Origin of the sequence: Pseudomonas saponiphila, from assembly GCF_900105185.1 — a bacterium.
GTDB lineage: Bacteria > Pseudomonadota > Gammaproteobacteria > Pseudomonadales > Pseudomonadaceae > Aquipseudomonas > Aquipseudomonas saponiphila.
On sequence record NZ_FNTJ01000001.1, the window covers coordinates 135,044 to 151,556 of the forward strand.

At 64.1% G+C, this 16,513-nt stretch carries 19 protein-coding genes; 8 read left to right on the forward strand and 11 right to left on the reverse strand.

All coding sequences use genetic code 11. The features are described from left to right. Nucleotides 1–48: 48 nt before the first annotated feature. From BLV47_RS00660 to BLV47_RS00680, 5 genes are all read right to left on the reverse strand, one after another. A complete protein-coding gene (locus BLV47_RS00660; protein WP_092308736.1) occupies nt 49–879 on the reverse strand; it encodes an AraC family transcriptional regulator in 831 nt (276 codons plus the stop codon). Then, entirely contained in the window at nt 872–1,873 is a 1,002-nt protein-coding gene (locus BLV47_RS00665; protein ID WP_092308739.1) for a hydrolase, read from the reverse strand. Before BLV47_RS00665 ends, BLV47_RS00660 begins: the two co-directional genes overlap by 8 nt. Nucleotides 1,874–1,935: 62 nt before the next feature. After that, the gene (gene rsmD / locus BLV47_RS00670; RefSeq protein ID WP_092308742.1) at nt 1,936–2,556 is read right to left on the reverse strand and encodes a 16S rRNA (guanine(966)-N(2))-methyltransferase RsmD; all 621 of its coding nucleotides are present in this window, start codon (nt 2,554–2,556) and stop codon (nt 1,936–1,938) included. Further along, a complete protein-coding gene (locus BLV47_RS00675) occupies nt 2,556–4,046 on the reverse strand; it encodes a M16 family metallopeptidase (protein WP_092308745.1) in 1,491 nt (496 codons plus the stop codon). The genes rsmD and BLV47_RS00675 overlap by 1 nt, the downstream gene beginning before the upstream one ends. Then, nucleotides 4,039–5,394: a M16 family metallopeptidase gene (locus BLV47_RS00680; RefSeq protein ID WP_092308748.1), complete on the reverse strand. Its 1,356-nt coding sequence runs from the start codon at nt 5,392–5,394 to the stop codon at nt 4,039–4,041. Before BLV47_RS00680 ends, BLV47_RS00675 begins: the two co-directional genes overlap by 8 nt. A gap of 355 nt (nt 5,395–5,749) precedes the next feature. Here BLV47_RS00680 and ftsY point away from each other — a divergent pair, with 355 nt between their 5' ends. The 4 genes from ftsY to rpoH all read left to right on the forward strand — a co-directional run bounded on the left by ftsY (nt 5,750) and on the right by rpoH (nt 9,940). After that, complete coding sequence (ftsY, locus tag BLV47_RS00685) at nt 5,750–7,285, forward strand: signal recognition particle-docking protein FtsY (protein WP_092308751.1); 1,536 nt, start codon at nt 5,750–5,752, stop codon at nt 7,283–7,285. Then, nucleotides 7,282–7,953, forward strand: coding sequence for a cell division ATP-binding protein FtsE (ftsE, locus tag BLV47_RS00690; protein WP_016967614.1), 672 nt, complete (start codon nt 7,282–7,284; stop codon nt 7,951–7,953). The genes ftsY and ftsE overlap by 4 nt, the downstream gene beginning before the upstream one ends. Then, nucleotides 7,950–8,972, forward strand: a complete 1,023-nt coding sequence (gene ftsX / locus BLV47_RS00695) for a permease-like cell division protein FtsX (protein WP_092308754.1) — start codon at nt 7,950–7,952, stop codon at nt 8,970–8,972. Before ftsE ends, ftsX begins: the two co-directional genes overlap by 4 nt. 113 nt (nt 8,973–9,085) lie before the next feature. Then, the gene (gene rpoH / locus BLV47_RS00700; protein ID WP_016967616.1) at nt 9,086–9,940 is read left to right on the forward strand and encodes an RNA polymerase sigma factor RpoH; all 855 of its coding nucleotides are present in this window, start codon (nt 9,086–9,088) and stop codon (nt 9,938–9,940) included. A gap of 131 nt (nt 9,941–10,071) precedes the next feature. Here rpoH and mtgA read toward each other — a convergent pair whose 3' ends face one another. Continuing rightward, complete coding sequence (gene mtgA / locus BLV47_RS00705; RefSeq protein WP_092308758.1) at nt 10,072–10,794, reverse strand: monofunctional biosynthetic peptidoglycan transglycosylase; 723 nt, start codon at nt 10,792–10,794, stop codon at nt 10,072–10,074. Between the two features lie 74 nt (nt 10,795–10,868). Between mtgA and BLV47_RS00710 the strand changes: the two genes are divergently transcribed. The 4 genes from BLV47_RS00710 (at nt 10,869) to trmB (ending at nt 13,212) form a co-directional block, all read left to right on the forward strand. Further along, nucleotides 10,869–11,249: a DUF423 domain-containing protein gene (locus BLV47_RS00710; RefSeq protein WP_092308761.1), complete on the forward strand. Its 381-nt coding sequence runs from the start codon at nt 10,869–10,871 to the stop codon at nt 11,247–11,249. Between the two features lie 71 nt (nt 11,250–11,320). Next, the gene (gene thiS, locus BLV47_RS00715) at nt 11,321–11,521 is read left to right on the forward strand and encodes a sulfur carrier protein ThiS (RefSeq protein ID WP_167365616.1); all 201 of its coding nucleotides are present in this window, start codon (nt 11,321–11,323) and stop codon (nt 11,519–11,521) included. 161 nt (nt 11,522–11,682) lie between these two features. Beyond that, the gene (locus tag BLV47_RS00720) at nt 11,683–12,477 is read left to right on the forward strand and encodes a thiazole synthase (RefSeq protein ID WP_011064024.1); all 795 of its coding nucleotides are present in this window, start codon (nt 11,683–11,685) and stop codon (nt 12,475–12,477) included. Nucleotides 12,478–12,486: 9 nt separating this feature from the next. Beyond that, complete coding sequence (gene trmB / locus BLV47_RS00725; protein ID WP_092308767.1) at nt 12,487–13,212, forward strand: tRNA (guanosine(46)-N7)-methyltransferase TrmB; 726 nt, start codon at nt 12,487–12,489, stop codon at nt 13,210–13,212. A gap of 79 nt (nt 13,213–13,291) precedes the next feature. Here trmB and BLV47_RS00730 read toward each other — a convergent pair whose 3' ends face one another. The 5 genes from BLV47_RS00730 to BLV47_RS00750 form a co-directional block, all read right to left on the reverse strand. Beyond that, complete coding sequence (locus BLV47_RS00730; RefSeq protein ID WP_092308770.1) at nt 13,292–13,840, reverse strand: RNA 2'-phosphotransferase; 549 nt, start codon at nt 13,838–13,840, stop codon at nt 13,292–13,294. A 104-nt stretch (nt 13,841–13,944) separates the two neighbouring features. Then, complete coding sequence (locus BLV47_RS00735) at nt 13,945–14,268, reverse strand: DUF3392 domain-containing protein (protein WP_011064021.1); 324 nt, start codon at nt 14,266–14,268, stop codon at nt 13,945–13,947. A 9-nt stretch (nt 14,269–14,277) separates the two neighbouring features. Beyond that, nucleotides 14,278–15,480, reverse strand: coding sequence for a radical SAM family heme chaperone HemW (gene hemW, locus BLV47_RS00740; RefSeq protein WP_092308773.1), 1,203 nt, complete (start codon nt 15,478–15,480; stop codon nt 14,278–14,280). Next, nucleotides 15,477–16,073 (reverse strand): RdgB/HAM1 family non-canonical purine NTP pyrophosphatase, encoded by a 597-nt coding sequence (gene rdgB, locus BLV47_RS00745; RefSeq protein WP_167365682.1) that lies wholly within the window; start codon nt 16,071–16,073, stop codon nt 15,477–15,479. Before rdgB ends, hemW begins: the two co-directional genes overlap by 4 nt. Continuing rightward, a complete protein-coding gene (locus BLV47_RS00750) occupies nt 16,070–16,504 on the reverse strand; it encodes a DUF4426 domain-containing protein (protein ID WP_092308779.1) in 435 nt (144 codons plus the stop codon). The genes rdgB and BLV47_RS00750 overlap by 4 nt, the downstream gene beginning before the upstream one ends. Nucleotides 16,505–16,513: the final 9 nt, after the last annotated feature.

Sequence of the window (16,513 nt, forward strand, 5' to 3'; positions counted from 1 at the left end):
CGGCCTCTTCGCCGTAGGAGCGAGCTTGCTCGCGAAAGCAACACCGCCCTACTGCAAAACGGCGCTGCGATAAGCCGCCGGCGCCACCCCATACACCTGCTTGAACTGCCGACTGAGGTGACTCTGGTCGGCAAACCCCAATTGCGTGGCCACTTCCAGCGGCAGGCAGCCATCGCGCAACAGGGCCCGGGCCTTGGCGATGCGCTGCTGCATCAGCCAGGTGTGAGGTGGAATTCCCGTGGCCCGGCGAAACACCCGGGCGAAGTGAAACGGCGACAGGTTCACCGCCGCCGCCAGCTCTTCCAGTGACGGTGGCGCGGCCAGTTGCGAGCGCAGCAGTTCCTTGGCCTGGACAATCGCCCGATGTTCTTGCCCGGGCTCGCCCAGTGCCCGAACCCCGGCGTGCCGCTGCAACAGCAAGAGCAGCATTTCCCGCCATTGGGTCTGTTGCTGCAGGGCCGTGGCCGGGCTTTCCAGCAGGTGGTGCAGGCGGGCAAAACCCTGCACCAGGTCCGGGTCGCGGTACAGGGTCGCGGCAAAGGCCGGCAGGCTGCCGCTGGGCAGTTCCAGTTCATCGAGCAGGCCGAGTATCTGCCGGTTGTCCGGGTAGAAGGCCCGGTACAGCCAACCGTCCTCGACGCCCTTGGCCCCGGTGTGCAATTCGTCCGGGTTGATCAGCACCAGGGTGCCGCTGCCCGCCAGGTGCTCGGCACCGCGATAGCGGTAGCGCTGGGCGCCGGCCATGATCATGCCGATCACATAGCCCTCGTGCACGTGAGGCACGAAACGCTGTTCGATATAGCGCGCCGCCAGCAACTCGACCCCGGCCAGGGGCTCGGTCTGCCAGAAACGGATCGACTCTCGGCTGGACTTAGCCATGGCGGCCCAGGTCCATCAGCCATTGCGGAATGCGCTGTTCCAGGTAATAGCGCGGATGTTTCAGGCTGCCGCCGACAAAACCCACGTGGCCGCCTTTGGCCTGCAGTTCGAACTGGGTGCTGGCAGACAGCTCGCCGGCCTCGGGCAGGCTGTGGCGGAACACGAAAGGGTCGTCCGCGGCCTGGATGATCAGGGTCGGGGTGCGGATTTCGCCCAGGAAATAGCGGCTGGAAGCGCGGCGGTAATAGTCCTGGGCATCGGTAAAACCATGCAGCGGCGCGGTGACCCGGCCGTCGAAGTCCCAGAAGGTGCGCATCTTTTCCAGAGGGCCCAGTCGGGCCAGGGTGGCCAGGCCTTCGTGGCGCCCGTCGTGCTGGAACTGGCGCTGCTTGTCCTTGATGTAGGCCAGCATTTCGCGCATGAAGTGCGCCTGATAGACCTTGGAAAACCCTTGGCCGATGCGGTCGGCGCACTGGTCCAGGCGAAACGGCACCGACACCGCGCTGGCGCCCTGCAGCGGGCTGGCGCTGCCGCTTTCCCCCAGGTACTTGAGCAGCACATTGCCCCCCAGCGAATAGCCCACCGCATACAGCGGCGCCTGGGGGCGCTTGGCTCGCAGGTGGGCGATGGCCGCGGCCAGGTCTTCGCTGGCGCCGGAGTGGTAGCTGCGCGGCAGCAGGTTGGGTTCGCCGGAGCAGCCGCGCCAGTTCAGCGCCGCGCTGGCCCAGCCGCGAGTGGCCAGGGCCTGTTGCAGGCCGGTCACATAAGGCGAGTTGGACGAGCCGGTCAGGCCATGCAGCACCAGCACCAGAGGGGCTTCGGCGCTATGGGGGCCGTGCCAGTCCAGATCGAGAAAGTCGCCGTCATCCAGCCACAAGCGCTCGCGCTGGCGCTCCAGCTGAGTGGCCGGGCGCCATAGCGGGCCCCACAGGGTCTGCAGGTGCGGGTTGCCCAGGCCGAAGGCGGGGATGAAACGATCAGGCGAGTCGGGCACGGGGAGGATCTCGATGCAGCGGCGCGCGGCCCGGGCGGGCTGCGCGCCTTGTTCCGGCTGCCTCAGGCAGCGTTGTCTGCCATACGTTGCCACAACGAGTAATACACTTGCCCGGATTTTTGTTCACGGTGCAGACGCCAGCTCCCAGGCAGGCCCAGGGTCGATGGCGCGGTTTCGCTTTCGGTGTAGATCCAGGCGTCGTCCGCCAGCCAACCGCGTTCCTCCAGCAGGGCGCAGGCGGCGGGCAGCAGGTTCTGGTTGAACGGTGGGTCGAGGAAGGCCAGGTCGAACCGTGTCGCCGGCTGGGTTTCCAGGTAGCGCAGGGCATCGGCGGTCTGCGCCTGGCCCACGGTGCAGCGCAGGGTGCCCAGGTGCTCGCGCAGGCTGGAGATGGCTACGCTGCTGCTGTCCAGGGCCAGGCCCGTGGCGGCGCCACGGGACAGGGCTTCGAGGAACACCGCGCCGCTGCCGGCGAACAGGTCGATGACCTTGGCTCCGGCGACATAGGGCGCCAGCCAGTTGAACAGGGTTTCGCGCACCCGGTCCGGGGTCGGGCGCAGGCCCGGCAGGTCGGGGAAGCTCAGCTTGCGGCTGCGCCATTCGCCGCCAATGATGCGCAGCTGGCCCACGCCGTTGTGCTGGTTGTGGACGGGTTTCTTGCTGGGACGGGCTGGACGGGCCATCAGTGCTCCGGAACCCCGAGCGGTTGCTCGGCGGGTTTGTCAGTGGGGGGCGGCAACGGCTTTTGCGCGACGCTGGGGCCGGCGCTGACGATGACCATCTTGTCGACACTCAGGTGCTTGTTCATGGCGGCCTTGACCTGTTCCACCGTCAGTTCCTGGGTTTGCCGCATGTAGTCTTCCAGGTAGCTCAACGGCAGATTGTAGAAGCCCATGGCGCCGAGCTGGCCGACGATATCGGCGTTGCTGGCGGTGGACAGCGGGAAGCTGCCGGCCAGTTCGCGCTTGGCGTCGTCCAGTTCCTTCTGGGTCGGGCCGTTCTTCAGGTAGTCGGCGAACACGTCCTGCACCAGCTTCAGGGTGCCTTCGCTCATTTCCGCGCGGGTCTGCAGGTTGATCATGAACGGGCCGCGGGCCTGCATCGGGGTGAAGCCCGAGTAGACGCCGTAGGTCAGGCCGCGCTTCTCGCGCACTTCGCTCATCAGCCGGGTGCCGAAACCGCCACCACCGAGGATCTGGTTGCCCAGGGATACGGCGGCGTAGTCCGGATCGTCGCGGTCGATGCCCAGTTGCGCCAGCAGCAGGCTGGTCTGGCTCGACGGGAATTCGATATGGCCGATGCTGGCCTTGGGTTCGGTGGGTTGCTCGACCTTGGCCAGGGCCGGGCCTTTGGGCAGGGCGGCGGAAACTTGCGCGGCGATCGCCTCGGCGTCGCTGCGCGACAGATCGCCCACCAGCGCGATCACCACGTTGCCGGCGGCATAGGCCTTGGCGTGGAAGGCCTGCAGCTGCGCCAGGCTGATGCCCGGGACGCTCTTGGCATTGCCTTCGCTGGCATGCGCGTAGGGATGGCTGCCGTACAGGCGCTGCATCAGTTCCAGGCTGGCCAACTTGCCGGGGTTCTGCTTCTGGTATTCGAAACCGGCGAGCAACTGGTTCTTGATCCGCGCCAGGGAGTCGGCGGGGAAGGTCGGCTTGCCCACCACTTCGGCGAACAGTTTCAGCGCCGGTTCGCGTTTATCCACAGCGCTCAGGCTGCGCAGCGAGACTACGGCCATGTCCTTGTAGGCGCCGTTGCCGATATCCGCCCCCAGGCTCTCGAAGCCCCGGGCGATGGCGCCCACATCCTTGCCGGGTACGCCTTCGTTGAGCATGGCGTTGGTCAGCAGGGCCAGGCCGGATGTGTTGCCGTCCTGGCTGCTGCCGGCGGCGAAGATCAGGCGCATGTCGAACATCGGCAGTTCGCGGGCTTCGACGAACAGCACCTTGGCTCCTTCGGCGGTGTTCCAGGTCTGCACGTTGAGGTTGCGGTGGCTGGGGGCCTTGCCGTCCAGTTCGGCCAGGGATTGCAACTTCTGGCTGCTCTTGGCCTTGTCCAGAGCCTGGCTGGCGTTGGATTCGCCGGAACGCGACAGGTACAGGCCGCCGGCGGTGAGCAGGGCGACCAGGGCCAGGCCCAGCAGGACCGGTGAAGCATTCTTGCGCTTACTCATGAGCGGACTCCTCAGGCAGTACATGGGCCACGCTCATACGCTCCCGGGTGAAATAGGTGCGGGCGGCCTTCTGGATGTCTTCCGGGGTCACGCTTTGCAGTTCCGCCAGCTCGGTGTCCATCAGCTTCCACGACAGGCCGACGGTTTCCAGCTGGCCAATGGCGCTGGCCTGGCTGGTGATCGAGTCACGCTCGTAGACCAGGCCGGCAATCACTTGGGCCCGGACCCGCTCCAGTTCCTCGGCGGATGGTGGGGTGGTCTTCAACTGCTCCAGCAGGCGCCACAGCCCGGCTTCGGCCTGGGCGATGGTTTTCTTCTTCTGGCTGTTGGGGGTGGCCGAGAGTATGAACAGGCTGTCGCCCCGGGTATAGGCGTCGTAGCTGGTGGAGCCGTTGGACAGCAACTCTTCGCCGCGCTCCAGCAGGGTCGGGATCCGTGCGCTATAGCCGCCGTCCAGCAGGGCCGCGGCCAGGCGCAGGGCGTTGACGGCGCGTTTGTCTTCAGCGGTGGCGATGCTGGGTACGTTGAAGGCCAGCATCAGGCTTGGTAGTTGGGTCTTCACGTGCAGGGTGATCAGGCGCTCGCCGGGTTCGGCCAGTTCCAGGGGGATCTTCGCCGGTGGCACGTCACGCTTGGGGATGGCGCCGAAATAGCGCTGGGCCAGGGTCTTGACCTCATCCGGGGTGACATCGCCGACCACCACCAGGGTGGCGTTGTTCGGCACGTACCAGGCCTGGTACCAGTGGCGCAGTTCCTCGACCTTCATCCGGTTCAGGTCGGCCATCCAGCCGATGGTCGGGGTGTGGTAGCCGCTGGCCGGGTAGGCCATGGCCTTGAAGCGCTCGTAGGCCTTGGACAGCGGCTTGTCGTCGGTGCGCAGGCGGCGTTCTTCCTTGATCACCTCGATCTCGCGGGCGAACTCGTCGGCCGGCAGGCGCAGGTTGGCCATGCGGTCGGCTTCCAGTTCCAGGGCCACGCCCAGGCGGTCGCGGGCCAGGACCTGGTAATAGGCGGTGAAATCGTCACTGGTGAAGGCGTTCTCTTCGGCGCCCAGGTCCCGCAGGATCAACGAGGCTTCGCCGGGGCCGACCTTCTCGCTGCCCTTGAACATCATGTGTTCCAGGGCGTGGGACAAACCGGTCTGGCCCGGGGTTTCGTAGCTGGAGCCGACCTTGTACCAGACCTGGGACACCACCACCGGTGCGCGATGATCTTCGCGGACCACGACCTTGAGGCCGTTGTCGAGGGTGAATTCGTGGGTGGGTTGCGGGTCGGCAGCCAGGGCTGCAAGGGGCAGACAAACTGTGCTGAGCAGCAGGCCTGCGGCGCGGCGGGCTAGAGCATTCATTCGTTTTTAAACCTGTTGGGCTGCCCGTGTGTTCTTAGCGTCAGCGGGCGAGGAGGTGCTAGGATACTGATCCGTTTTACTGGCGGCCACGCCTATCAGGTCTTCGCGGATCAGCAGGTACTTGAGCAGGTTGTATGAGTTACCGGCAATAAGCCTTGAATTGTCAGCTAAACTGCGACGTTTCGCCGATTTTGCCGTTCCAGTCCTTTAGTAAAATCGATCTTTGAAGTGCCTTTGGGCATTTCGACAACATGTTGCGCGTGAACAAGCTGGAATAAACACAGTCTGTTCTGCATCGAATATTTATTTACCGAAGCGCCCACTGGCGCATCGCTACCTTGAGATAGCCGTCTCCATGTTTGGTTCCAACGACGACAAAAAGACCCCAGCCGCGGCTGGCGAGAAGAAAGGCCTGTTCGGATGGCTGCGCAAAAAGCCGCAGGAACCCGTCGTCGAACAGCCGCAAGTGCCTGTCGAGCCCGTACCGGCTCCGGTCATTGAAACCGCTACCAGCGTAGCCCCGGCCGAGCCGGTGGTGCTGTCGAGCGGCGAGCCGGTGCTGCAACCCCGGGTCGAGGTTGAGCCGGTAGCGGCCGTCGCCCCCGAACTGCCCCTGGCTTCGAGCCCGGAGCACAAGCCTTGGCCGACGCTGCCGGTAGCGGAAGAGCCGGTGGCCCTGGTGGAAGACACTCAGGCGGAACATGTCACGCCGCCGATCCCGGCCTTGAGCGCGGCGCCCGAGCCGGTTGTCGAGGCGGCGGTTGTCGCCCCGGTCCCGGTGATCGAGGTGCAGGCTGCGCTGGCGCCGGTCCCGGTCGCCTCCGAGCCTGTTGCTCCTGCTCCTGCTCCTGCTCCTGCTCCTGCTCCTGCTCCTGCTCCTGCTCCTGCTCCTGTTGCCGAGCCGGTCGCCCAGGTGGTGGAGCCCGTGGTCGAGCCGGCCCGTGCTGCTGAAGAGAACAAGGTCGGTTTCTTCGCCCGTTTGAAGCAGGGCCTGTCCAAGACCAGCGCCAGTATCGGCGAAGGCATGGCCAGCCTGTTCCTGGGCAAGAAGGCCATTGATGACGAACTGTTGGACGACCTGGAAACCCGCCTGCTGACCGCCGACGTCGGGGTCGAAGCCACTTCGGTGATCATCCAGAACCTGACCCAGAAGGTGGCGCGCAAGCAGCTCACCGATTCCGACGCGCTCTATGCCTCGTTGCAGGCCGAGCTCACCAGCATGCTCAAACCGGTGGAGCAGCCGCTGAAAGTCGCGGCCCAGAACAAGCCCTTCGTGATCCTGGTGGTGGGCGTCAACGGCGCCGGCAAGACCACCACCATCGGCAAGCTGGCGAAAAAGCTGCAGCTGGAAGGCAAGAAAGTCATGCTGGCCGCCGGCGACACCTTCCGCGCCGCGGCGGTGGAGCAACTGCAGGTCTGGGGTGAGCGCAACAAGATCCCGGTAATTGCCCAGCACACCGGCGCCGATTCGGCCTCGGTGATCTTCGATGCGGTGCAGGCGGCCAAGGCTCGCGGTATCGATGTGCTGATCGCCGACACGGCAGGGCGCCTGCACACCAAAGACAACCTGATGGAAGAACTGAAGAAGGTCCGTCGGGTGATTGGCAAGCTAGACGCCGACGCGCCCCACGAGGTGCTGCTGGTGCTGGACGCCGGTACTGGCCAGAACGCCATCAACCAGGCCAAGCAATTCAACCAGACCGTGGAACTGACCGGCCTGGCCCTGACCAAGCTCGATGGCACCGCCAAGGGTGGGGTGATCTTCGCCCTGGCCAAGCAATTCGGCTTGCCGATCCGTTACATCGGGGTCGGTGAAGGCATCGATGATCTGCGTACCTTTGAAGCCGAACCCTTTGTCCAGGCACTGTTTGCCGAGCGGGAGCGTTCATGATTCGTTTCGAACAGGTCGGTAAGCGCTATCCCAACGGCCACGTTGGCCTGCATGAGCTGAGCTTTCGCGTCCGTCGCGGCGAATTCCTGTTTGTCACCGGCCACTCCGGCGCCGGTAAGAGCACCTTGCTGCGCCTGCTGCTGGCCATGGAGCGTCCGACGTCGGGCAAGCTGCTGCTGGCCGGGCAGGACCTGGGGCAGATCAGCAATGCGCAGATCCCGTTCCTGCGGCGGCAGATCGGTGTGGTGTTCCAGAACCACCAGCTGTTGTTCGATCGCACGGTGTTCAATAACGTCGCGCTGCCGCTGCAGATCCTCGGTCTGTCCAAGGCGGAAATCGCCAAGCGGGTGGATTCGGCCCTGGAGCGCGTGGCCCTGTCGGATAAGACCGATCTGTACCCGGGGGATCTGTCCACCGGTCAGCAACAGCGTGTGGGTATCGCCCGGGCCATCGTCCATCGTCCGGCTCTGCTGCTGGCGGACGAGCCCACCGGTAACCTTGACCCGCGTCTTGCGGCGGAAATCATGGGCGTGTTCGAAGATATCAACCGCCTGGGCACCAGCGTCCTGATCGCCAGTCACGACCTGGCGCTGATCGCGCGCATGCGTCACCGCATGTTGACCCTGCAGCGTGGCCGATTGATCGGTGATGGGGAGGCCGGCGTATGAGTGCAACACGTACCCCTAAAGTGGCGGAGCGCGTAGCGCCCAAGGCGTCCGAAGCACCGCCGCCGAAGAAAAAACGCGACGAGGACGACGGTCCGGATTTCGCCACCCTGCTGCACGCCTGGATCGAAAGCCACCGCGCCAGCCTGCTGGACAGCCTGCGGCGCCTGGGCAAGCAGCCCATCGGCAGCTTCTTTACCTGCCTGGTGATGGCCGTGGCCCTGAGCCTGCCCATGGGCCTGTCGCTGCTGCTCAACAACGTTGAGCGCCTGGGCGGTTCCTGGCAGCGGGCAGCGCAGATTTCGCTGTACCTGGAACTGGGGGCCTCGGCCAGCGAGGGCGAGAAGCTCAGCGAAGAGATCAAGGGCCTGCCCGGGGTGGCGGATGCCGAGTTCATCAGCAAGGAAAAGGCTCTGGAGGAGTTCCAGCAGCAATCCGGTCTGGGTGAGGCTTTGCGCGAGTTGCCGCACAACCCGCTGCCGGGCGTAGTGCTGGTGACGCCGAACGAGGTGGACAAGGCTACGCTTGAAGCCTTGCGCCAGCGGTTGGCGGACATGCCCAAGGTGCAACTGGCACAGCTGGACCTGGTGTGGGTCGAGCGGCTGGCGGCCATCCTCAAGCTGGGGGACCGTTTTGTCTTCGGTCTGACGGTGCTGCTGGTTTCCGCATTACTTTTGGTGATAGGCAATACCATTCGTCTTCATATTGAAAACCGCCGCACCGAGATAGAAGTGATTAAACTCGTCGGCGGTACGGACAGCTATGTGCGACGTCCCTTCCTTTATATGGGGGCGTTGTATGGCTTCGGTGCGGGGATTCTGTCCTGGGGAGTGCTGGCGTTCGGCCTGGACTGGTTGAACGACGCGGTGGTCGGTCTGGCCGGCCTGTATGGCAGTGATTTTGCCCTTGCAGGAGTACCGGTTGCCGATGGTCTGTCGCTCTTGCTTGGGGCGGTGCTGTTGGGTTATATCGGTGCGTGGATTGCGGTGGCCCGCCACCTGAGGGAGCTGGCACCGAAGTAATGTCTTTTTGCTTGTATTGACCTTTCTGAATATTTGGGAACTTGTTTCGCGGTTTCCGGTCAATTTTCGCAGTGCTGAACTGCACGAGTTATGTGAGTCGGAGGTTTTTTCGTATGACCACTTCTTTGCAACCTGCTTACGCATTGGTTCCAGGCGCAAACCTGGAGGCCTATGTGCACACGGTGAACAGCATTCCATTGCTGACGCCCGAGCAGGAGCGTGAACTGGCCGAGAGTCTCTACTATGAGCAGGATCTTGAGGCGGCTCGGCAGATGGTGCTCGCCCACCTGCGTTTTGTCGTACATATCGCCCGTAGCTATTCCGGCTACGGGCTGGCCCAGGCCGACCTGATCCAGGAAGGCAACGTTGGCCTGATGAAAGCCGTGAAGCGCTTCAACCCGGAAATGGGTGTGCGCCTGGTGTCCTTTGCCGTGCACTGGATCAAGGCGGAGATTCACGAGTTCATCCTGCGTAACTGGCGGATTGTCAAAGTCGCCACCACCAAGGCTCAGCGCAAGCTGTTCTTCAACCTGCGCAGCCAGAAGAAGCGTCTGGCCTGGCTGAACAATGAAGAAGTGCATCGTGTGGCGGAAAGCCTGGGCGTCGAGCCTCGTGAAGTGCGCGAGATGGAAAGCCGTCTGACCGGCCAGGACATGGCCTTCGATCCAGCCGCTGAAGCGGATGACGACAGCGCCTTCCAATCGCCGGCCAACTACCTGGAAGACCATCGCTACGATCCGGCGCTGCAACTGGAAGATGCCGATTGGAGCGACAACTCCACCCACAACCTGCACGAAGCGCTGGAAGTGCTGGACGAGCGCAGCCGCGACATTCTCTACCAGCGCTGGCTGGCCGAGGAGAAAGCCACGCTGCACGACCTGGCGCAGAAGTACAACGTTTCCGCCGAGCGTATCCGCCAGCTGGAAAAGAGCGCGATGAACAAGCTGAAGCTGTCCATCGCCGCTTAAGGTTGCCAGGCACCACGCAAAACGCCCCGATCATCTCGGGGCGTTTTTGTTTGTGCGGCTATCGTAGGAGCCGGCTTGCCGGCGAAACCCTGGTCCAGGCCCCTCTCGAACATGTTCAAGAACCGCCCGCTTTACTCCGCCCAAGGCGCCTTGCGGGTTTCGTACAACCGCTTCAGATAATCAGCCTCGCCCAACAGGCTCATCTGCCGTCGAACCCAACCAGCCCGCTGCATGACATAAGTGCTGGGTCGTGCCGCGCTCCACACCCTTGGATTGGGCAGCACAGCAGCCAGCAGGCTGGCCTGCTGGCGTGACAGATCGGCCGCGCTGACGCCGAAGTGATGGCGCGCGGCGGCTTCTGCGCCGAACACCCCTTCATCCCACTCGGCGCTGTTGAGGTAGACCTCAAGAATCCGCTGCTTGGGCCACAGCACCTCGATCAGGGCGGTGAACCAGGCTTCCAGGCCCTTGCGCAGGTAGCTGCGGCCGGACCACAGGAACAGGTTCTTCGACACTTGCTGGCTCAGGGTACTGGCCCCGCGGATCGAACCGCCACGTTCGTTGTGGGCCAGGGCCGCCTGGATTGCGTCGAGATCGAAGCCCCAGTGCTCGGGGAATTTCTGATCCTCGCTGGCGATCACCGCCACCTTGAGGTTGTCGGAGATTTCGTCCCAGGGTTTCCAGGTGCGCTGCAGGTCGATGGGGTCGTTGTCGACCCAGGATTCGATCTTGCGCTCCACCATCAGGGCGGTGCCCGGTGGTGGCACGAAACGGAACAGCAGCACCAGCAGCACGCTGCCGACCACGAACCACATCAAGGCTTTTACAAGGCGACGAAACAGATAACGCAGCATAGAGATGGCTTGGCCGAACCCGTTGAGCGCGCCATTATACAGACCCTTTGCGCTGAATCTGACTGGAGTTCCTCATGCTGCGTGGCTTCCTGATGCTGGCCGCCTTCTTCGGTTTCACCGGGGTTGCCCTCGGTGCCTTCGCCGCCCACGGCCTGAAAAACCGCCTGAGCACGGAATACCTGGCTATTTTTCATACCGGCGTGACCTATCAACTGGTTCATACCCTGGCGCTGTTCGGCGTGGCCCTGCTGGCGGCCCATGTTCCCGGGCGGCTGGTGACCTGGGCCGGCGCGGCATTCACCCTGGGCATCCTGCTGTTCTCCGGCAGCCTGTATCTGCTGACCCTGAGCGGCATCAGCAAGCTGGGCATCATCACCCCCTTCGGTGGCCTGGCCTTTCTGGTTGGCTGGTTCCTGCTGGGCCTCGCCGCCTGGCGCCTGCAAGGGGCCGGCTGACGCTTGTAGCTGACCTTTGGGTCACGATCGGGCTAGAATGCTGGCCCCTAAAAATGATGGCGGCCTTGAGCATGCGCATTCAGTTGAACGGTGAATCCTTTGAACTGCCCGACGGCTCGACCGTTGCGGCCCTGCTGACCCGTCTGGAGCTGAACGGACGGCGGATCGCGGTGGAACTCAATCTGGATATCGTTCCACGCAGCCAGCACGCCGAAACCGCCCTCAATGAGGGCGATCAGGTGGAAGTGGTCCACGCCATCGGCGGCGGCTAGTCGCCGGCATCAACCGCGCTGCCACTTGTCCGCGCAGCGCCCGGGCCCGGCTGTTGGCCCGCTCCATGGAAGACGTCTTCAGCGGCCCCGGAACGAGGGCTCCAGGGCCTCGGGCCTGATAGAGAATTCTGCAAGAACCTCACCCCAACAGAGGATTTCCGATGAGCAACGTTCGTAGTGACAAGCCTTTCGTCCTGGCCGGTCGGACGTACCAGTCGCGTTTGCTGGTAGGCACCGGCAAGTACCGCGACATGGAAGAAACCCGCCTGGCCATCGAGGCCTCGGGTGCCGAGATCGTCACCGTCGCCGTGCGCCGGACCAATATCGGCCAGAACCCGGGCGAACCGAACCTGCTGGATATCCTGCCGCCGGATCGCTACACCATCCTGCCCAACACCGCCGGTTGCTACGACGCGGTGGAAGCCGTGCGCACCTGCCGCCTGGCCCGTGAGCTGCTCGATGGCCACAACCTGGTGAAGCTGGAAGTCCTGGCCGACCAGAAGACCCTGTTCCCCAACGTGCTGGAAACCCTCAAGGCCGCCGAAGTGCTGGTCAAGGAAGGGTTCGACGTCATGGTCTACACCAGCGACGACCCGATCATCGCCCGTCAGCTGGCGGAAATGGGTTGCATCGCGGTCATGCCGCTGGCTGGCTTGATCGGCACCGGGCTGGGGATCTGCAACCCGTACAACCTGCAGATCATCCTTGAAGAAGCCAAGGTTCCGGTGCTGGTGGATGCCGGTGTCGGCACCGCTTCCGATGCCACCATCGCCATGGAGCTGGGCTGTGAAGCGGTACTGATGAACTCCGCCATCGCCCATGCGCAGCAGCCGGTGATGATGGCCGAAGCCATGAAACACGCGATTGTCGCGGGCCGCCTGGCGTACCTCGCCGGTCGCATGCCGAAGAAACTCTATGCCAGCGCCTCTTCGCCGCTGGATGGTCTGATCAAGTAAGAGCCATTGATGACTGAATCAAACGACACGCCAATCCAGCCGGAAACCGGCGACGAGCGCCAACACCGCCGCATCAAGAGTTTCGTGATGCGCGCCGGGCGCATGACCGAAGGCCAGCAGCGCGGCCTGGAGCAGGGCGCGCCGCTGTACGTGCTGCCCCTGGCTGACGCCCCGGTGGACTACGACCAGGTATTCGGCCGCTCGGCGCCGCGCTCCCTGGAGATCGGCTTCGGCATGGGCCATTCGCTGCTGGAAATGGCCGCGGCGGCCCCGGAGCAGGACTTCATCGGCGTGGAGGTTCACCGTCCGGGTGTCGGCGCGCTGCTCAATGGCGTGCTGACCCAGGGCCTGACCAACCTGCGGGTCTACGATTGCGACGCGATTGAAGTGCTCAACCGCTGCATCGCCGACAACAGCCTGGACCGGCTGATGCTGTTCTTCCCCGATCCATGGCACAAGAGCCGTCACCACAAGCGTCGTATCGTCCAGGCCTCGTTCGCCGAGCTGGTGCGCAGCAAGCTCAAGGTCGGCGGCATTCTGCACATGGCCACCGACTGGGAGCCCTATGCCGAATACATGCTGGAAGTGATGAACGTGGCCCCGGGTTATCGCAACCTGGCCGAGGACGGCAAATGCGTGCCGCGCCCGGCCGAACGCCCGATCACCAAGTTCGAGCGTCGCGGCGAGCGCCTGGGCCACGGCGTGTGGGATCTGAAGTTCGAAAAGCTCAACTGAGTCCCGCGGACCCGCTGCCGTAGGAGCTGGCTTGCCAGCGAAGAGGCCGGTAAGTAGGCCTTCGCCAGCCAGCTGGCTCCTACAGGGCTTGGATGAAATCGACCGGCACCTGGTCGGTCAGCCACACCCCATTCTCTGCCTGATAGAACTTGAAGCCCTGGGCCTGCATGGCCTGGGCGTCGATCTGCAGGATCACCACCTGGCCGTAACGCTGGCCCACGGCCCGGGCGGTGTCGATTTCCCGGGACAGGTGCACGTGGTGCCGTGAACCCGGGATCAGTCCCTTCTCATTGATCGAGTCCATGAAGCGCGTGGCGGTGCCGTGGTAGAGGATGGCGGGCGGTTGCTGCGCCTCCAGCTGCAAGTGCACGGCCTTGTTGGAATGCCCCTGGACGGCGCGGATGCGCTGGCCGTCGGCCGAGAGGGCAAAGCGTTTCTTGTCGTTGCCTTCCACGACCTGCTCGATCAGTTCCCGACTCAGTTTTCGGCCGCCCTTGGCGGCGCCGCTGACCAGCGCGTCGATATCGCCCCAGCCTTCGCTGTCCAGCTCAAGACCGATGGCCTGAGGTTCGTGGCGCAGCACGTAGCTGAGGAACTTGCTGGTGTCCTCGATGATTTTCTTGCTCATGTTCTTCCTTGATAACGGGGGCGGCCGTCAGTTAGCGTTCGCCGGCAAGCCGGCTCCTACGGGTGGTGGCAGGAGCCGGCTTGCCGGCGAAGGGGCTATAGAGGTCAGCGGCGGTCGGCGACCACGCCAATCAGCACCAGCACCACCAGCAGCACCGGCGCCAGGCTGTAGTTGTTGAACTGGCTCAGGCCACGGACGATCCACGGCGTGGCATAGATCAGCGCCAGGCCGCTGCCGACCATGCACAGCAGGGCCATCAGCGGCACGCGCAGGGCGCCGGCGATGCCGCCCAGACGCTGCTCGACCCAGCCCTTGATGTCCGCGCCGAACAGCACCAGCAGGCAGCCCACCAGCGCCAGGGCAATTTCCGAGAGGTTGCTGCGACTCCAGCGGGACACGGTGGCAAGCAGGTCGAGTACCAGATCCATGTGATTTCCTTAGATCAGAAAGTATTGCAGCAGGTCATTGAGGAAGAGTTGCCCACGGGCCGTGGCCGCCAGGCGTGACGGTTCGACCTGCAGCAAGCCGCTTTGTTCGGCCTGGCGCCGACCTTCGGCAAGGCTGGCCAGGTCCAGGCCGGTGCGCTCGGCGAACAGCGCGGCGTCGACGCCGTCGGTGAGGCGCAGGGCGTTCATCAGAAACTCGAACGGCAGCTCGTCGTTGCCCAGGGTCTTTTCCCCGGCCTTGAATGGCTTGGCCGGGTTCAGGTAGTCCTTGGGCAGGCGGGTCTTCCAGGTGCGCTGGATGCGCCCGTCCGGGTGGCTGAGCTTGCCGTGGGCACCGGCGCCGATGCCGATGAAGTCGCCGAAGCTCCAGTAGTTCAGGTTGTGCCGCGCCGCGCGGCCGGGCTGGGCGTAGGCCGAGACTTCGTACTGGGCGTAGCCATGCTCGGCCAGCAGGGCCTGGCCGGCTTCCTGGATATCCCACAGGGTGTCGTCTTCCGGCAGCACCGGCGGCTGGTTCCAGAACACCGTATTGGGTTCCAGGGTCAGCTGATACCAGGATAGGTGGGTCGGCTTCATCGCAATGGCCTGGCGCAGGTCGCTCAGGGCATCGTCCAGGGACTGGTCCGGCAAGCCGTGCATCAGGTCCAGGTTGAAGTTGTCGAACCCGGCCTGGCGCGCCATGCCGGCGGCGCGTACCGCTTCGTCACCGTTGTGGATGCGACCCAGGGCCTTGAGTTTCTGTTCCTGGAAGCTCTGGATGCCGATGGACAGGCGGTTGATCCCCAGGGCGCGGTAGGCGGTGAACTTCTCCTGCTCGAAGGTCCCGGGATTGGCTTCCAGGGTGATCTCGATGTCGCTGGCGAAGGGGATGCGCTGTTCCACGCCCTCAAGCAGCCGGCCCAGGGCCTGGGCGCTGAACAGGCTCGGGGTACCGCCACCGAAGAAGATCGAACTCAGCTGTCGGCCATAGACCGCGTGCAGCTCCAGGTCGAGGTCGGCCAGCAGGGCGTCGACGTACTCTTCTTCCGGCAACGTCGGGCTGGCAGCGTGGGAGTTGAAATCGCAATAAGGGCATTTGCGTACACACCACGGGATGTGGATGTACAGCGCCAGGGGCGGCAACTGGGGCAGCGCCGCCCGAGGCGTTGGCGCGCCGCCGAGAATCAGCGGCGACGCAGAAGGGTCATGACTCATTGCAGGCCCAGGCGTTGCCGCAGAATGGCCATGGCGCGAGCGCGGTGGCTGAGCTGGTTTTTCTCCACCGGGCCCAGCTCGGCGCTGGAGCAGTCACGTTCCGGCACCCAGAACAGCGGGTCGTAGCCGAAGCCGTGCTCGCCGCTGGCAGCCGTGAGGATGCGCCCGTGCCACAGGCCTTCGCAGAGGATCGGCAACGGATCGTCGGCGTGCCGCACCAGGGCCAGAACGCAGACGAACTGCGCGCCGCGCTGAGCTTCAGGGACGTCTTTCAGGGCTTCCAGCAACTTGGCATTGTTCGCCGCGTCGCCCTGGCCGTCGGCATAGCGCGCCGAGTAGATGCCCGGCGCGCCGCCAAGGAAGTCCACCGCCAGGCCGGAGTCGTCGGCCAGTGCCGGCAGGCCGGAAATGCGCGCGGCGTTGCGTGCCTTGAGGATGGCGTTTTCGACGAACGACAGGCCGGTTTCCTCGGGCTCGACGCTGCTGAACTCGCCGATCGAGCGCAGTTGCACCGAGGCGCCGAGCATGGCCTGGAGTTCTTTGAGTTTGCCGGCGTTGTGGCTGGCCAGTACGAGTTGCGTAAGGTTCATTATTCGCCCGGGAATAGCTCTTGGTTGAAGCTGAAGCTGTTGGTGTCACCACCCGTTTGCACGGTGATGCTGAAGGTACGGGTTTCCTGCTGCTCCACCGGGAACTGGGCGATGTAGTAGATCGCGCCTTGCTCGGTAATCTGGCGGAACTTCAGCGGGATGCTCTTGCTGGTCAGGTCCTTGACCGTGCCGCTGACCTGGCCGACCAGCGGCTTGCCATCCTTGATCAGCGAAACGTTGATCACGCCCTGGTTCTTGCTGCGAACCAGCTCCGCCGCCCTGGCGATGTCTGGCTGCAGGTAGGTGGAGTTGAAGGTGTTGTAGTGCACGGTGATGTCACCGAACACTTCCTTGCGTTCACCCTTGATCGTGTCCGCCGCCAGGGCGCTTACGCTCAGGCAGGCAGCCAATAGAAATGTCACCAGACGTCCCATGATGGTTCT

Bases quoted from the DNA above. Each gene is read 5' to 3' on its own strand.
- BLV47_RS00660 (WP_092308736.1), bottom strand. From the start codon at position 879: ATGGCTAAGTCCAGCCGAGAGTCGATCCGTTTCTGGCAGACCGAGCCC.
- rsmD (WP_092308742.1), bottom strand. From the start codon at position 2,556: ATGGCCCGTCCAGCCCGTCCCAGCAAGAAACCCGTCCACAACCAGCAC.
- BLV47_RS00675 (WP_092308745.1), bottom strand. From the start codon at position 4,046: ATGAGTAAGCGCAAGAATGCTTCACCGGTCCTGCTGGGCCTGGCCCTG.
- BLV47_RS00680 (WP_092308748.1), bottom strand. From the start codon at position 5,394: ATGAATGCTCTAGCCCGCCGCGCCGCAGGCCTGCTGCTCAGCACAGTT.
- ftsY (WP_092308751.1), top strand. From the start codon at position 5,750: ATGTTTGGTTCCAACGACGACAAAAAGACCCCAGCCGCGGCTGGCGAG.
- ftsE (WP_016967614.1), top strand. From the start codon at position 7,282: ATGATTCGTTTCGAACAGGTCGGTAAGCGCTATCCCAACGGCCACGTT.
- ftsX (WP_092308754.1), top strand. From the start codon at position 7,950: ATGAGTGCAACACGTACCCCTAAAGTGGCGGAGCGCGTAGCGCCCAAG.
- rpoH (WP_016967616.1), top strand. From the start codon at position 9,086: ATGACCACTTCTTTGCAACCTGCTTACGCATTGGTTCCAGGCGCAAAC.
- mtgA (WP_092308758.1), bottom strand. From the start codon at position 10,794: ATGCTGCGTTATCTGTTTCGTCGCCTTGTAAAAGCCTTGATGTGGTTC.
- BLV47_RS00710 (WP_092308761.1), top strand. From the start codon at position 10,869: ATGCTGCGTGGCTTCCTGATGCTGGCCGCCTTCTTCGGTTTCACCGGG.
- thiS (WP_167365616.1), top strand. From the start codon at position 11,321: ATGCGCATTCAGTTGAACGGTGAATCCTTTGAACTGCCCGACGGCTCG.
- BLV47_RS00720 (WP_011064024.1), top strand. From the start codon at position 11,683: ATGAGCAACGTTCGTAGTGACAAGCCTTTCGTCCTGGCCGGTCGGACG.
- trmB (WP_092308767.1), top strand. From the start codon at position 12,487: ATGACTGAATCAAACGACACGCCAATCCAGCCGGAAACCGGCGACGAG.
- BLV47_RS00730 (WP_092308770.1), bottom strand. From the start codon at position 13,840: ATGAGCAAGAAAATCATCGAGGACACCAGCAAGTTCCTCAGCTACGTG.
- BLV47_RS00735 (WP_011064021.1), bottom strand. From the start codon at position 14,268: ATGGATCTGGTACTCGACCTGCTTGCCACCGTGTCCCGCTGGAGTCGC.
- hemW (WP_092308773.1), bottom strand. From the start codon at position 15,480: ATGAGTCATGACCCTTCTGCGTCGCCGCTGATTCTCGGCGGCGCGCCA.
- BLV47_RS00750 (WP_092308779.1), bottom strand. From the start codon at position 16,504: ATGGGACGTCTGGTGACATTTCTATTGGCTGCCTGCCTGAGCGTAAGC.